This window comes from Autumnicola aciditolerans (assembly GCF_041679265.1).
Classification (GTDB): domain Bacteria; phylum Bacteroidota; class Bacteroidia; order Flavobacteriales; family Flavobacteriaceae; genus Autumnicola.
This window is the reverse complement of sequence record NZ_JBGFSM010000016.1, coordinates 36339-50852: the sequence shown is the minus strand read 5'-3', so window position 1 is coordinate 50852 and position 14514 is coordinate 36339. Positions and strand designations below refer to the sequence as shown.

Below are 14514 nucleotides of genomic sequence, written 5' to 3'. Positions count from 1 at the left end.
GGATTAATTCCATACAAGTGGATTTATTCCATATATTTAGAAAAAATTTGATATGGGACTATTGGATTTAAGAAATATAAAGGGTGAAGCTCCGGGACAGGATATAGAAGATGCTCATATAGGAATTACCTGTGATTACCTCTTTTCTGCAAAGCGCAGTAAAAAAGGCAGCAATTATATTTATATGAAGGTATGGGTTTTTGTAACCTCCTGGCAGGGATATCAGTATCAACAATATGGTTTGCACACAGGGGATTATATGGAATGGGAGAAGCTAATCTTAAAAAGAATTGAATATTGTCTATCCACATATGGTGTAGATCCTTTACAAACCAAACGCATGCTTCGGGAAATTGAACCTACCAAAGATAAGATGATCATGTGGGATGATAATATGAATGATATCATTAGGTAGATGCATTTTATCATCTTCATTTTATCTCATATCTAAAGATTACGAAAACGTTTGAAATTTCTAAATTTGCCAAAATTTTTAAAACAAACCACACCATGATTTCCATTACTTCCAATTATGAAAAAGAACTGTCCTTTCAAATAGACAGAAGAAAAGCCAGTGCACATTTACTCAATATCATTACAGAACTTTGGTATGATAAAGCTATTGAACTCGTATTTTTTCGAAATCAACTCATCAACAGCAGCACAGGTAAAATTCTGGATCTTCATGAATACGCAGAGGAATTTATTAGTAAACCTATTTCCATTTTTGATTCGCTGGAATTAGCAAAAGCCTTAAAAAATCTAAAGCTCCCTCCTGCCAAAATAGACATTGGAAAGCTAACCTATGAATATCAAAGCGAACCGAATTCCAGTGATGCCACGGCTTTCCTATACAAGAAGTTTAAAGATATAGATAAAGCTGAAGTTATAACCCCGAAAGATGTGGTCCTCTATGGTTTTGGACGCATTGGAAGATTGGTTGCCAGAGAATTAATGGCAAGAACAGGCAAGGGAAACCAGCTAAGATTAAGGGCAATAGTAACAAGAGGACAAATTAACAGGGAAAACCTGGAAAAAAGGGCGGCGCTGTTTAGAAACGATTCCGTTCATGGCAATTTTAATGGTACAGTTCGGATAGATCCAAACAGTAACACCCTGATCATTAACGGAACAAGTATTCAAATGATTGCTGCCAATCAGCCGGTAGACATAGACTATACTAAATATGGTATAAAGGACGCCCTGATAATTGATAATACCGGTGCTTTTAGAGACCAGGAAGAACTTAACAGGCACCTGCAATCCAAAGGAGCTTCTAAAGTACTTCTTACCGCTCCCGCCAAAGGAGTTCCTAACATAGTTCACGGCGTAAACCACAAAGAATATCATCCAGATAGCATCTCCCTTTTTTCGGCAGCATCATGTACTACAAATGCCATAACACCGGTACTGAAGGCTATAGAAGAATCCCTGGGAGTGGTAAAAGGTCATCTGGAAACCATCCATGCTTATACTAATGATCAGAACCTGGTAGATAATATGCATAGTAAATACCGCCGGGGACGAGCCGCTACCTTAAATATGGTTATCACTGAAACCGGGGCCGGCAAAGCGGTGGCCAGGGCATTACCGGCACTGCAAGGAAAACTCACTTCAAATGCCATACGTGTACCTGTTCCCAATGGTTCCCTGGTAATTCTAAACCTGGAAGTGGAAAATCCAACTTCGTTGAAAGAAATAAATGCGATTATAAAAAAATATGCCCTGGAAGGAGATTTGGTAGAGCAGATAAAATATTCTATTGATAACGAACTGGTTTCAACAGATGTATTAGGTTCCTCAGCCCCGGCAATTTATGACAGCAAAGCTACCATTGTTTCGGCAGATGGAAAGAACATTATCCTGTACATATGGTACGACAATGAGTATGGCTATAGCCACCAGGTCATACGATTGGCAAAGCATATTGCCAAGGTTAGAAGATATACTTATTATTAAAAGCCTTTATATAAAAATAAAATTAAAGTCTTTTGACCTTAACATATTTATAAATGATATGTCTAAACATATGACAGAAAATCTTTCTCATGATCGTTAGAACAGGCTAATTCTATTCGGTAAAACATAAGCAGGATGCTCCCTATGCTGTATTTATTTCCTGCCTGCCCCCCCTCACCCAGGATGTCAGGCAGGAACCCTTAAGTTCCCGTTCGCTATAAAAACAGCACAGAAACCTCGCGCAGTTTAATATTCTGGTAAATTAGGAGGATGAATCTATAGATTTGTATAGTCATCCCAATTGAACTATAGGATGGGCGATATCATTTACTGGAATTTTTCCTGTTGTTATGGTAAGTGAATTACCAAAGTTCCGATATTTCAAAATCGAAATTTTATTTAGCTTTAAAAAGCTTATTAGCCTTTCCGGGAAAATCGGTAATAATACCATCAACCCTTAACTCTATCATCTTTTTTATTGCTTCATTTTTATTAACCGTCCAGGGAATCAGTTTCATCTGTAGCGCTTTTATAGAATCTACGAAAGCTTCATTTTTTACAAGGTTATAATTGGGACTATATATTTCAGGTACAAAGTTTAATTGATCCATATTTTCCTGAATACCTTCCTTGTAGACCAAAAATGCCAATTTTGTTCCTGGATAATTTTTATGGATCGTGTTTAAAATAGCAGGGTCAAAAGACTGAATATTTACAGCCCCCTTAATATCCTTATTTTCAATTACATTCATCACCATATCTACAAATACTTCAGGTTCCGGCTGGGAAATCCCATATTGTTCCTGGTCAGATTTAAGTTCAATATTATACCCGACCGGTTTCAGTTTCTTATTTTCTATATATTTTTCCACACTATCTATAACTTCCACCAGTAAGGGCTTATAGGCCGAAACCTTATGTTGCCCGGGAAATGAATTATTCCCCTTTAATCCTATATCGTATTTCCTGATACTATCATAGGGCATTTGATAAAGATTATAGTTAGCTTCCTCAGACTTTTTGATACTGTCGCCATTAGGTTGTAGTACATATGCCGAAGACATAAAAGGTTCATGGGAAACCACTACTTCCCCATCTCCGGAGATCACTACATCCATTTCAATTACATCAACACTATCATTTATTGCAGCAATAAATCCAGGGATACTATTTTCAGGCATCAAGCCGCGTTCTCCCCGATGGCCCTGAACTTCAATTCCGTTTTCAGTTAATATTCCGGATTCCTCTTTTTCTTTCGTAGAATGTTTGCAAGAAGTACTAAAGAGAACTAATCCTGCTAAAACAAATTGAAATATTTTCATGTTGTAAATTTTAAAGAAGGCCCACTTTTGCAAAAAGCTCCAGCAGGCCTACACAAACTAAACAAAGATTTTTATTTAGGTTCTTCCAGGCGGTAACTGCTTTTTTCAGAAAAAGTATTCCCGAACATATCTGTAGCTCTTATTTCAATGATATGCTCTCCTGTTTTTAACCGGGTTGGAATATCACCTCTCCATAAATGAGTACTATTTATAGGATTGGAAGAGCGCCTTCCCTCCATCAATTCTTCGGAAAGATCCCATTCGTAAACCAGAGTTTCGTATGACGGATCTTTCCTTTCTGTATACTCCATTGGCTTCCACTCCCCATTGTCTATACGATATAAAACTTCATCTCCCTCATTCCCCATAAAAAAATTAACAAATATCCCTGCCTGGCTCCTTCTTCCGGTAGCCACCACTTTTGGTGCGAAAATTTTCATTTGGTAATCCTTATTTTTCCCGGCCACCTTGTAATTCGTTTGATAGGAATTACCATTAAAGTGTATAAAAGCATAACCTTTAGGCGTACCATCACGCATCACCGAAATAGGAATTCCCTGTTCATCCAGCATGCCGGAATACCAGTCTCCCGAGGTAGTGCCTACATTGTATTCATGATGCATTTCTTCACGATCAAAACCATCTTCTTTTCCAAAGAAATCCTGCCTTTGGATGTGCGTATGCGCCGAAAGTGACAAGGTATGTGGGAATTCACTTAAAATCGTGAACAATCGCTGCTTATCTTTATCCCTGAAGGTGTCCTGATTTTCCGGCTCAGCTAATGGAATATGCCATGCAAGTACCACCAGTTGATCTTTAGAAACATGTTCCAAGTCATTTTCAATAAAATCCAGTTGATCCTCCCGAAAACCGCCTAAATAACCCTTTTGATCCCTCGGGTCGGGATACAAAATATCATCCATGATAATAAAATGTACTTTACCGTAATTAAAGGCGTAATTGGCCGGTCCAAAATTGGCCTCATAAGTTTCATCAGACATATTATCTTTTGTGGCATCAAAATTCATATCATGATTTCCCATAAGGTTATACCACGGGATTCCCACCTTTTTTACAGCCTGAATATATGGCTGGAAAAGTTCAAGATCGTTTCCCACCAGATCGCCCAAACTTAAACCGAAAGGAATATTTTCGATACCCTCAACTTCAGCTACAATCCCTTTGGCAAAATAATCGATCTCTTTAAGGTTATAAGGCTGGGGATCACCAAAAATAAGAGCGGTAAATTCTTCATTCTCTTCGGAAGGAATTAAACCAAAATCTACAGATTTTGGTAATTTCCCGGTAGGTTTCACCCCGGGAAATTTAGTTTCCGGTGAACCTTTTGGTTTATTGATATAATAAAACTGAGGCTGATTATTTTCATCCGTCTTTACCCCATAGCCAGAAGGTTTTATCACGAAAATAATATCATCACCACCTACAGGAAGTTCATATTTCCCCGCACTGTCGGTAATAACCACTTCTCTACCGTTGGACACCGAAATATTGGCAATACCCTGTTCTTTTCGGTCTTTTCTTCCATTGTTGTTCAGGTCTTCAAACACATAACCTTTTACGCTATCCTGTGCAAAAATTCCGAAGCTGATTAATAATATGCCTATCGTTAAAATGGTATTTTTCATCATTCCTTATTTTACTGGTCCCACCAAACTTTTGTATTAATGTCATCACTGCCACCAAGCATTTCCACTCCCTGGGCGTAGCCTTCAGAGTTTTCTATAGCAAGATCTGTAGGATAATACAGCCTTGAAGGCATAACTCCATCGTTAAACATCGATTCTGTTGTAGGAAGTTCAGGATAACCGGTTCTGCGGTATTCAAACCACTGCTGATAATCGGTAAAATAGAGGGCGTAATATTTTTGAAGCATTATTTGCTCCAATGTCCCATTATAGGCAACCGCCGGGTTTTCAAAATAATCCTCAGGAACCTCTTCTACTCCCAATTGCTCCATAGCGGCCACTACTCCATTGCGGTAGTGCGTTTGGGCATCTTCAATAAAGCCTCGTTGGGCCAGTTCAGCTTTAATAAATTCTACTTCAGCATAAGTCAGCAGGAAAATCTGCATAGGATTGGTTACCTGTTCTATATTAAAGGTGGAAGCATTGTAGGTGAACTGAGACTCAGGGCCTGTGTAAGCGCTGGGAATTCCTTTATATCCTATATTGATGGTATTTTGATCTTCATCTGTTTCTGAAGCCATTGTTGCAATAATCGGCCTTCGAGGGTCATTCCATTCATTAAGATTATCAATAAAAAAAGAGGTAATCTTTGTGCTCAATCTGAAATCCTGAGGCCTGCCCCAGGGGCTTACATTGGGCTCTACGCCTGTTACCTGTAGGATAGCGGACTCTTCAGTATTTTCAAAAACAGGATAAATCTCCGGATTATTTACCATTTCTGTCAGTTTTTGAAAAGCATTGGTTTCAGAACGGTTAGAAATTCTAAGTAAAAGGCGCATATGGAGAGAATTGGTGAATCTCTGCCATTTTTCAACGTCGTTCTGGAAGAGTATATCTTCCATATAAACCATACTCTCTTCCGGATTATATAAAGCGTTGGCTGTTTCCAGGTCTTCCAGGATTTTGTCATAAATGCTTTCCTGGGAATCAAAATCCGGATACAGGATTCCATCTTCCGCCATTACAGCTTCCGTTATAGGCACTGGTCCAAAGAGATCGGTAAGATTGGCATAAACATAAGCCTGGAGCGTTAACGCGATAGCCTGGTAATTCTCATCTTCCCTGGCATCGGCTGCGGCTTTCATTTCCTGGATATTCTTTAACCATTTGTAATAATTGTTCCAGGAAGAATTCCCGATGCCCATACTCACATCATAACGGTGCAGACCACCGGACACACTGGGAAACGGCAGGGAAACCTGCATCAAATCAAAAGTAATAGCGTTTGCCCTGCCGATATTATGAGTGGCTAATCCATAAATAATGGGATTAAGGAGGGTTGCAGGGCTAACTTCTTCAATTCTGTTGGGATCAGAATTTATTTCATCAAATTCATTAGTACAGGCCGCTATTAATAGAACGGCAAGTAAGCTAAATAGTAATGATTTATTTTTATTCATAATTATTGAATTATAAGTTCATTTTTAAGTTGAAGCCGTAGGTTGCAGGAGAAGGCATCTGCCCAATTTCCACACCCGGCATTATTCGGTTACCATTTAGGGCGGCAGTTTCGGGATCATAAATAGGGAAATCCGTTACCATAATAAGGTTACGCCCAAAAGCAGAAAGCTGCAGGTTTTGGATTCCGCTATTCCCCAGCCATTTTTGCGGAAAATTATATCTTAAGCTTACTTCCCTCAATTTTAAATAGGAAGCATCGAAAGAGTTTGATTCTACATTTGCCCTGCGATAATAGCGGTTATACCATTCCTGTGTGGCAACTTCAGTAGTATTGGGAGAATACGTGCCGTCTTCATTAAGCACCACACCGTCTCCAACAATGGTCATACCTTCCCTACCCATAAAGGTGGAAGTAAGTTTACCCTGTTGAGTCAATTTATGGTGGGTTTGGGAATAGATAATTCCGCCGTACTGGCCATCTATAGTAAAGTTAAAATCGAAATTCCCAAAAGAAAGTTCATTGTAAAGGCCTCCACGCCAGTCGGGCAAAGCATCACCTATATATTGAATGTCTCCTGATTCAGGATAAGCCGGTAAGCCACCAGTGTCGTAAACAATCTGTCCATCGGGCGACCGGACAAACCCATACCCGTAAATGGCAGTAGGCGATTCCCCGACTTTAGCTATGAGGGAAGCCTGCCCTCCCTGGTCTATGATATATTGATTTTCTATATTATCGGGAAGATCAAACACCTTCCCCCAGTTCTTGGACCAGGTTAATGTGGTATTCCAGCTGAAATTTGAACTCTCCAATAAATTTCCGTTTAGGGTGAGTTCTATCCCCCGGTTACGTACTTCACCTGCATTTAAAATCGCTGAGCTGTAACCGGTATTCCAGTTGAGAGGCACTGCAATAATTTGGTTTTTAGTTGATATCTGATATATTGTAGCATCAAGATTAATACGGTTATTCAGCAGCCTTGCCTCAATTCCTGTTTCATAACTGGTAGAAATTTCCGGTTTAAAATCCCTGTTATATAATGTAGAAGGAACAGTAGCAGAACTGGGAAAACTATTCTGGCTATAATACTTCCTGGTTTGGTAGGGATCAGTATCATTACCAACCTGAGCATAAGAGAATCGGTATTTTAAGTAACTTACCGTGTTCCCTTGAAAATTGAAGATATCAGACAATATTAAACTGGTATTTGCAGAAGGATAAAAGAATGACCAATTTTCTTTGGGCAGGGTGCTGGACCAGTCGTTTCTTCCGGTAACATCCAGAAAAATCTGGTCTTTGTAAGACCAGGTAATCAACCCGTACAAACTGTTTACCTCCTTATTCTGGTCTGAAGTGTAAAGTGTTGGCGCATTCTTTCCATTAGAAAGCTTATAAACATCGGGAACTACCAGGCCGGTAACCGAAGCGTTATTTAATCTCCTTTTTTCTGTCCTGTTGTTGCCTCCAACACTGGCAGAAAGGGAAAAATCATTGAACTGATTCTCATAGCTTAAAAGAAAATCACTGTTTATTTCCTGCTTAAAAACATCCTGCGCCTGGTAATAACCTTCAGCGTACCGGTTAATACTGTATGGCCTCTTTTGCTCCCTTTCCTGATTATAGGTGTTAATTGCAGTACGCAACATCAGGTTGAAATGCGGGGCAAGTTTAATGTTGGCATTGATATTCCCAATAATCTGATGACTGTCTAAGGTGTTCAAAGATTCATAGGCAATCAGGTACGGATTATCGATATAGGAGCTGAAGGGCTGGATTTGCTGGATGTTCTCCTGGCCTTCCTGCCAGATATTCCTGTACCAGTCCAAATCTACGTTGGGATTCTGAAAAATCATAAAATACGCGATAGAACCGTTATTATACCCGGTGCTGGGAAGATTATCACTCCAGCGATTATTGTATTTCACTACCGCACCAAGACTTATTTTGTCCGATATATCATATTGTGAATTTATCGATGCGGTGATAGCCTCATACCCGGTATTGGGCATAATCCACTCATTCTTAGTCTGCCCAATCGATGCCCGCATAGAGCCATTTTCACCTCCACCCTGGATGGATATGTTATTTTGAGTGGTGAATCCCGTACGTCAGAAAGCCTTGCGGTTATCTTTATAAGGCCTCCACAATTGTCTTTCCAGCGATTGCCCTTCTACCTCGGGATCATATTGATAGTAATACTGGCCGTTGAATTCTGGTCCCCATGCGCTACTGGTAGCTCCCGTGTTCCCTCCATCTTCAGAGCTTCCGTAGGAATAATACAGCTCTCCGTTTTCATTGGTATAATTATTACCCTGCCCATATTTATACTGGTAATCAGGCCATCTCTGGATCACATCAAAAGAAGCTATAGAGTTTATAGTAATTCCTAGCCCCTGGCTTTTTTGTCCTGATTTTGTGGTGATCATCAACACCCCGTTGGCAGCACGGCTTCCATACAAAGCTGCTGCACCAGGGCCTTTAAGAACCGAAACACTTTCAATATCATCAAAATTAAGATTGGAAATTCCGTTGCCATAATCTATAGGAGAATCTTCTCCCATATAAGCGCTTCCGGAACCTGAAGTTGTCATTTCGGTATTAACGGGAACCCCATCCACAACAATTAAAGCATAGTTCCCGTTAAGATCGAAAGAACTGTTTCCCCTCAGTGTAATTTGCTGCGAATTAATAGGCCCAGAACCTGAAGAGACAACATTCATTCCCGCAACCTTTCCTTTTAAACCTGAAGACCAGTTCGTTGGTGCTGTTTGGGAGAGGCTTTCAGCTTCTACTGTGGCCTGAGAGAAACCAAGTTGCTTTTCTTCCCTTTTTATTCCAAGCGCTGTCACAACTACTTCATTAAGAGCATTGGTATTCTCCTGTAACACCACCTCTATATTTTGAGCAGCAGAAACCGTCAAATTCCGCGTTTGAAAACCCATGAAAGAAACCTCAATTTCAACAGGTAACGAAGGTACTCGCAGACTGAAGTTACCATCAAAATTGGTAGTGGTACCATTAGAAGTGCCGGTCTCAATAATCGTTGCACCTGGCAATGGCATCCCCTGGTTGTCTATTACCGTTCCACGAATAATTTGCTGGGGCGTCTCCTTCTTAATTACCGTTATGGTGTTATTAAAGATCTTAAAGTCAAACCGGGATTTTTTCCGCAGAAAATCCAGCAGTCCTGTAATACTTATATTCTCCTTCTGAAAACTGAACCGCTTTTTTGAACGGGAAACATCTTCATCATAAGCAAAGGTAAACTTGCTAAGGCTTTCTATTTCATCAAAAATTTCGGTAAATGTTTTATCGGAGACCCTGATGCTTATTTTAATATCATCGGGATTGGTAGTCTCAGCATAAATACTTCCTGTATAACTTGATAGCAGGGCTAGCAGGAGGCACATACGCTCTATAGATTTTCTTTTTAAAAATTGTACTTTCGTATTCATTACAGTTTGGCTATAAATTTTAAGAGGTTTGTAGTCTTTAATGACCCATTTCTGTTGGCGCAGGGATGGGTTTATGTTCTTTGCTTAGGTTCTTATTTATTTTGCTCTTATATGGAAATGTTTTGGAGTTATAGTATCTATCTTAACAGCTTTCAAATGCTCAATACTTTTAAAGATATTTTCAAGATTTTCATCACGAAATTTTGCCGTCATCTTTAAGTCCCTCACATCATTCTGTTCAACAGCTATTTCTACGGCAAACCAGTTCTCCAGTATTCGTGCTATTTCCTCCAGGGATTGATTATTAAAAACAATTATATTCCGTGTCCAGGCTGAATAAATATCGCTGTTACTTTTGCTCATCAAAAGGCTGTGGCTCTTATACGTCACCTGTTGATCGGGATGAAGAACTACTTTTGCGGTTTCGTCTGCTTTAACGCTCACCTCAACACGCCCCGTATTCACACTTACCTGTGCCTTTTCTTCTGAATAAGAATTGATATTGAAAGAAGTTCCCAAAACTTTTGTCTCTAGGTCTTGGGTATGGACCACGAAAGGCTTATCCGGATTTCGTTTTACTTTAAAAAACGCTTCTCCTTCTAATTCAACATTCCTCATGGTGCCGAATTCCTCCGGATAGGTAAGAGTAGTTTTTCCATTCAGAGTCACAATACTGCCATCGCTAAGAGTGATCACCTTTTTTTCTCCACTTTCGGTTTTTTGTACAATATAACCGGGAGAAAAAATAGTTTCTGAAAAAAAGCCGACCGAAACAATTAGAAGAATGATACTGGCAGCAGCTATATAACTCCAGGCCTTCTTATATATTAATCTGCCCGAAGTATTATTGCTGATATTATTTAATATTTTTCTCTTTTTAATATCCCCCGTTTTTACAGTCATGTAACTGGAAGTTTTCTGCATCATATCAAAAAATAGGTGTAACTGGGCACGTTCCTCTGCAGTCGCCTTATTTTCAGCATATTTACGAGCCAGCATTTTTATTTGTTCAGGTCTCAAAATCTTGATCTTTTATAGAAAGACACGATTTATGACGGCAACACGTAAGCTAAAAACCGATGGTAAAGTTTTGGTAAAGAAGACGAGGCTTACTTAACATTTTGCAAACAATAGAAGAAGCCAAATGGAAACACGGGAATCGGTGAGGTTCTCCCTAAGGAATTTCAATGCATTGGACACATGAGTTTCAACGGTCCTAACAGAAATATTCAGACGTTGCGAAATTTCAATATTAGAAAGATCTTCAAAACGACTGAGCTTAAATATTTTACGACAGCGCGGAGGGAGTGCTTCTATAACTCCTAAAGCATGATTTTCAAATTCCTGATACTCCATTTGTTTTAGCGGAGATTGCTGATCGCCCATATTCTTTAGCACATCTTCATGGACTTTTTCAAATTTAAGATTCCTAAAATGATTAGCTAAACCATATTTTATACTACGGAACAGGTAGCCTTCCAGATTGAGAATTTTTGATTCATCCTGCCGCTTCCAGAATTTTATAAAAACCTCCTGAACTATATCCTCGCATATTTTTTCATCCTGATAAATCCTGAAAGCATAACAGTATAAACGCTCCCAATACCTTTCGAACAAAACAGTAAATGCCTCCTCGTTACCTTTATCGAAAAGACACTGAAGCTGTAAATCGTCTAATGAAGAGTAGGGTGTTTTCATTTCCAATTGATAAAAACAAAAGAAAGGAAATACTATTACCAAGGCTTTTCGTGAGCATTAACCTTAGGTTAAATAGGAATTTAGTTGTGTCCGGTTAATCTTATTAAAAGGAGATTTCCTAAAAGTGTCCTAGAGGATGGCATGTTTCGGACAAATCGGAAGATTGGTTGCCAGAGAATTAATAAGAAATAAATGCGATTATAAAAAAATATGCACTGGAAGGAGATTTTGTAGAGCAGATAAAAAAATTCAATTGATAACGAACTGGTTTCAACAGATGTAATAGGCTCCTCAGCCCCGGCTATTTATGACAGTAAGGCCACTCTTGTCTCGGCAGATGGAAGGAACATTATCCTGTACATATGGTAGACAATGAGTATGGATACAGCCATCAGGTAATCCGGTTGGCAAAGCACATCGCCAAGGTTAGAAGATATACTTATTATTAGATATTAAATTGCCCTTATCGGATTGAATCACAACGAGCAAAAAAGCACTGCGAAATTTTTGAATACCTTTAAACCAAGTATGATTTGAATGATGGGAAATACAGTAAATATTACTTTGGATTGTTTAATGGAAAAAAATTAGCTGAACCTTCTTGTTATTATAACAAACCTGTTTATGTTTTAACCAATGAAAAAACTTTTAGTGCAGCATCGATTTTTGTTGCTGTATTTAAATGATTGAAAATATAATATCGCCGGGATAATAACAGATGGCCCAAGTGGCAATAGTATGAGGTCTGAGTTACCAAATTCAGGTCTGCGTGGAAAAATCAGCACCATGGTTTCTTTTCAAAAAGATGGGGGAATTTTTGACGGCTTTGGTACTAAGCCCAACATAAGCATTAAAAGAGACATGGACCAGATGCTGTGGAAGAACGATTCCCAGCTCTGATGTTTGGTCATGTAGCGGTAAACCATTAACAATGAAAAATTTAGTTCTTTAGCAGGTTTTTAAAGTTTTCATCACTCCTGAGTAGAAATTTATCGGCCAGGCCCGTCGCCTAACAGGAAGATATTGTCATCATCCTATGCTCATAATTTCAGGTACACTTTTACTTCTGAAATTCTCGAATTTTCAGAAATGATTAATCATGTATTTATTTGTCAAGGACAGGACAGGCTTTTTTATTAACAATATTAAAAAGGAAGCTGGCCCACAAGAACCAGCTTCCATTACTAACTAACAAAAAACTAAATTTTTCTTACTTGCTTTCTTTATTTGGATTTTCTGGAAGCCCAAGGCTTTTGAAAAATTCTTCTGGCGCAGGTCGGTTAGCTACAGTCTCATCAATTTCCCTCCCTAACTTTTCATAAAGCTCTCTTCTTCCTTCAATATCTGCAATTAATTCTTGATAAGCGATTTGACCAACTCTTACAGCAACTCTTCTCGGTACAACCACCACACCATCTGTATCAGCCACTACCACATCACCAGGATACACCAGTACTCCCCCAACAACAACAGGAGTTTGCACATCCATAAGCTCATTTCTACCTATTCTTTCGCCTCTCCCTCTCCTGTCATAGTCCATGTATACAGGATTTCTTTGGAGAATGATTTCATCAAGGTCCCGCACCCCTCCAACTGAAACTAAACCTACCATACCTCTTTCTTGCCAATCTAAAATATTTTTGGATCCTGTGGAACCTGCGTCATTGTCGTCCTGGTTATCAATAACCACAACAGTTCCTTCTTTTATGTGCTCGTTGAAGGATTCGCCAGCTAATGTAGAATACCACATTCCCCTCCATTTTCTATAATCCTGATAATTTTCAGGTTGCGTTAAATCAGATCCTGCATTTCGAGGTCGATTTGTAGGAGCATACCTTGCAGTAACTGCAATTCCTGAGATTCGATGCTCCATAGTTTGAACATCTCTCCAAAGAGGGGCAATTTTTTGATCCATAAGCCCAACATCCATATAACCTACTGTGACCAATCCATCCACGACATCATTTACTCTTGCACCTCGATATAGTTCTAAAAGAACTTCATCTGAGACATCGGGGACCTTTAATGACTTATTTGAATTTTCCTGAGCCATTGTAGTTGGCATATTAAATCCTAAAATTGCAATAATTAATAGAGCATAACTTTTCATTTTCTTCATGTTTTAAATTAAATTGATTATAAAAAATTTTAAATTAAATTGTTCGAAAGAACTTCACACTAAATCTTCTAAGCTGAACTTTAAAAGCTAAAATTGTTCGCATTATTACTTACCACTATAACAAGTGAAAAATTAAAAGTTCCTATAAAGTACCAGATGATTTCTTCTATAATGTTTTTTATTCGGTTTTTCCCCTTCTCTGTTCTAGAATACGTTTAGCACGATCGGAATTATAAATACCACATGGACAGAAGCGAAGAAGAGTATTTGCTGCATCTTCTGAAGATCTTCTTCCTTCCTGAACCATTTCTATCATTTTCTTAGCCATGTTAAAAGAAACCATGCCATGACCACACATAGTGGAGAGGGCTAAAACCTGGGAATCCGGCAGATTATCATGTGGATCATAAAAGCCCAGAGAATATTCAACGCTATGCCGTTTTATCCCGCTTGCTTCAGCTGCCTGGATGGCATTTTCTACCGATGTACTCATATTAACAGAGAATCCAAAATCTGCCGTAACAATTTCTTTCATACAAGCTTCGGCATCTTCTTTAGTGGAAAAGACAGCTGAGACGGTTCCCGGTTTGATGACTCCCTCAATAACTGATTCCCAATCTTTAATAGCAATGCGATTCCAGTGCACCGTGGGATCTAAACCTTTTTCAGGTGCCAGGCTACCACGGTTTCCATTACCCATATTAACAGGGCTATGACTGGCACAAATTCTCAAAAATTCTTTAAGTTTTGGGATACAATCTTCATCATTTATCCCCTTTGACGGAATGGCAAATATTATATAATCATCCCGAAAACTTTCGGCAGTACCGTATCTGTGTAGAGTATTGGTCAT

Annotated in this window: 13 protein-coding genes and 1 pseudogene; 5 read left to right on the top strand and 9 right to left on the bottom strand. The window is 39.0% G+C overall.

Going from position 1 to position 14514, the window contains the following annotated elements; translation table 11 throughout:
- Window positions 1–52 precede the first annotated feature (52 nt).
- Together AB8M93_RS15770 and AB8M93_RS15765 are read left to right on the top strand one after the other, a co-directional pair.
- The gene (locus tag AB8M93_RS15770) at window positions 53–415 is read left to right on the top strand and encodes a hypothetical protein (protein WP_373059430.1); all 363 of its coding nucleotides are present in this window, start codon (window positions 53–55) and stop codon (window positions 413–415) included.
- 95 nt (window positions 416–510) lie between these two features.
- Window positions 511–1959, top strand: a complete 1449-nt coding sequence (locus AB8M93_RS15765; protein ID WP_373059428.1) for a glyceraldehyde-3-phosphate dehydrogenase — start codon at window positions 511–513, stop codon at window positions 1957–1959.
- Between the two features lie 395 nt (window positions 1960–2354).
- Here the strand turns inward: AB8M93_RS15765 and AB8M93_RS15760 are convergent, their stop codons facing one another.
- The 7 genes from AB8M93_RS15760 to AB8M93_RS15735 form a co-directional block, all read right to left on the bottom strand.
- Window positions 2355–3281, bottom strand: a complete 927-nt coding sequence (locus AB8M93_RS15760) for a glycerophosphodiester phosphodiesterase family protein (protein ID WP_373059426.1) — start codon at window positions 3279–3281, stop codon at window positions 2355–2357.
- 71 nt (window positions 3282–3352) lie between these two features.
- Window positions 3353–4927: a calcineurin-like phosphoesterase C-terminal domain-containing protein gene (locus AB8M93_RS15755; RefSeq protein WP_373059510.1), complete on the bottom strand. Its 1575-nt coding sequence runs from the start codon at window positions 4925–4927 to the stop codon at window positions 3353–3355.
- An 11-nt stretch (window positions 4928–4938) separates the two neighbouring features.
- A complete protein-coding gene (locus AB8M93_RS15750; RefSeq protein ID WP_373059424.1) occupies window positions 4939–6387 on the bottom strand; it encodes a SusD/RagB family nutrient-binding outer membrane lipoprotein in 1449 nt (482 codons plus the stop codon).
- A 10-nt stretch (window positions 6388–6397) separates the two neighbouring features.
- The gene (locus tag AB8M93_RS18775; protein ID WP_489671763.1) at window positions 6398–8437 is read right to left on the bottom strand and encodes a TonB-dependent receptor domain-containing protein; all 2040 of its coding nucleotides are present in this window, start codon (window positions 8435–8437) and stop codon (window positions 6398–6400) included.
- A 60-nt stretch (window positions 8438–8497) separates the two neighbouring features.
- Window positions 8498–9844: a carboxypeptidase-like regulatory domain-containing protein gene (locus AB8M93_RS18770; protein WP_489671762.1), complete on the bottom strand. Its 1347-nt coding sequence runs from the start codon at window positions 9842–9844 to the stop codon at window positions 8498–8500.
- 96 nt (window positions 9845–9940) lie between these two features.
- On the bottom strand, window positions 9941–10864 hold the full coding sequence (locus tag AB8M93_RS15740) for a FecR family protein (protein WP_373059422.1): 924 nt from the start codon (window positions 10862–10864) through the stop codon (window positions 9941–9943).
- Between the two features lie 93 nt (window positions 10865–10957).
- Window positions 10958–11542 carry an RNA polymerase sigma-70 factor gene (locus AB8M93_RS15735; protein WP_373059420.1) on the bottom strand — a complete coding sequence of 195 codons (585 nt, stop codon included), beginning with the start codon at window positions 11540–11542 and terminating at the stop codon, window positions 10958–10960.
- A 188-nt stretch (window positions 11543–11730) separates the two neighbouring features.
- On the opposite strand from AB8M93_RS15735, the pseudogene AB8M93_RS15730 reads away from it, so the two are divergent.
- The 3 genes and pseudogenes from AB8M93_RS15730 to AB8M93_RS15720 form a co-directional block, all read left to right on the top strand.
- Window positions 11731–11991, top strand: a pseudogene (locus tag AB8M93_RS15730) (glyceraldehyde-3-phosphate dehydrogenase); the annotation flags it as partial.
- A gap of 84 nt (window positions 11992–12075) precedes the next feature.
- A complete protein-coding gene (locus tag AB8M93_RS15725) occupies window positions 12076–12228 on the top strand; it encodes a S41 family peptidase (protein WP_373059418.1) in 153 nt (50 codons plus the stop codon).
- A gap of 52 nt (window positions 12229–12280) precedes the next feature.
- Complete coding sequence (locus AB8M93_RS15720) at window positions 12281–12442, top strand: hypothetical protein (protein ID WP_373059416.1); 162 nt, start codon at window positions 12281–12283, stop codon at window positions 12440–12442.
- 310 nt (window positions 12443–12752) lie between these two features.
- Here AB8M93_RS15720 and AB8M93_RS15715 read toward each other — a convergent pair whose 3' ends face one another.
- Complete coding sequence (locus AB8M93_RS15715) at window positions 12753–13661, bottom strand: RraA family protein (RefSeq protein ID WP_373059414.1); 909 nt, start codon at window positions 13659–13661, stop codon at window positions 12753–12755.
- Between the two features lie 178 nt (window positions 13662–13839).
- The gene (locus AB8M93_RS15710; RefSeq protein ID WP_373059412.1) at window positions 13840–14514 is read right to left on the bottom strand and encodes a hypothetical protein; all 675 of its coding nucleotides are present in this window, start codon (window positions 14512–14514) and stop codon (window positions 13840–13842) included.

What these genes read in the sequence shown, in the direction of transcription:
- AB8M93_RS15765 (WP_373059428.1), top strand. Translation starts at nt 511, where the DNA reads ATGATTTCCATTACTTCCAATTATGAAAAAGAACTGTCCTTTCAAATA.
- AB8M93_RS15760 (WP_373059426.1), bottom strand. Translation starts at nt 3,281, where the DNA reads ATGAAAATATTTCAATTTGTTTTAGCAGGATTAGTTCTCTTTAGTACT.
- AB8M93_RS15755 (WP_373059510.1), bottom strand. Translation starts at nt 4,927, where the DNA reads ATGAAAAATACCATTTTAACGATAGGCATATTATTAATCAGCTTCGGA.
- AB8M93_RS15715 (WP_373059414.1), bottom strand. Translation starts at nt 13,661, where the DNA reads ATGAAGAAAATGAAAAGTTATGCTCTATTAATTATTGCAATTTTAGGA.
- AB8M93_RS15735 (WP_373059420.1), bottom strand. Translation starts at nt 11,542, where the DNA reads ATGAAAACACCCTACTCTTCATTAGACGATTTACAGCTTCAGTGTCTT.
- AB8M93_RS15710 (WP_373059412.1), bottom strand. Translation starts at nt 14,514, where the DNA reads ATGACCAATACTCTACACAGATACGGTACTGCCGAAAGTTTTCGGGAT.
- AB8M93_RS15750 (WP_373059424.1), bottom strand. Translation starts at nt 6,387, where the DNA reads ATGAATAAAAATAAATCATTACTATTTAGCTTACTTGCCGTTCTATTA.
- AB8M93_RS18775 (WP_489671763.1), bottom strand. Translation starts at nt 8,437, where the DNA reads ATGCGGGCATCGATTGGGCAGACTAAGAATGAGTGGATTATGCCCAAT.
- AB8M93_RS15720 (WP_373059416.1), top strand. Translation starts at nt 12,281, where the DNA reads ATGAGGTCTGAGTTACCAAATTCAGGTCTGCGTGGAAAAATCAGCACC.
- AB8M93_RS18770 (WP_489671762.1), bottom strand. Translation starts at nt 9,844, where the DNA reads ATGAATACGAAAGTACAATTTTTAAAAAGAAAATCTATAGAGCGTATG.
- AB8M93_RS15770 (WP_373059430.1), top strand. Translation starts at nt 53, where the DNA reads ATGGGACTATTGGATTTAAGAAATATAAAGGGTGAAGCTCCGGGACAG.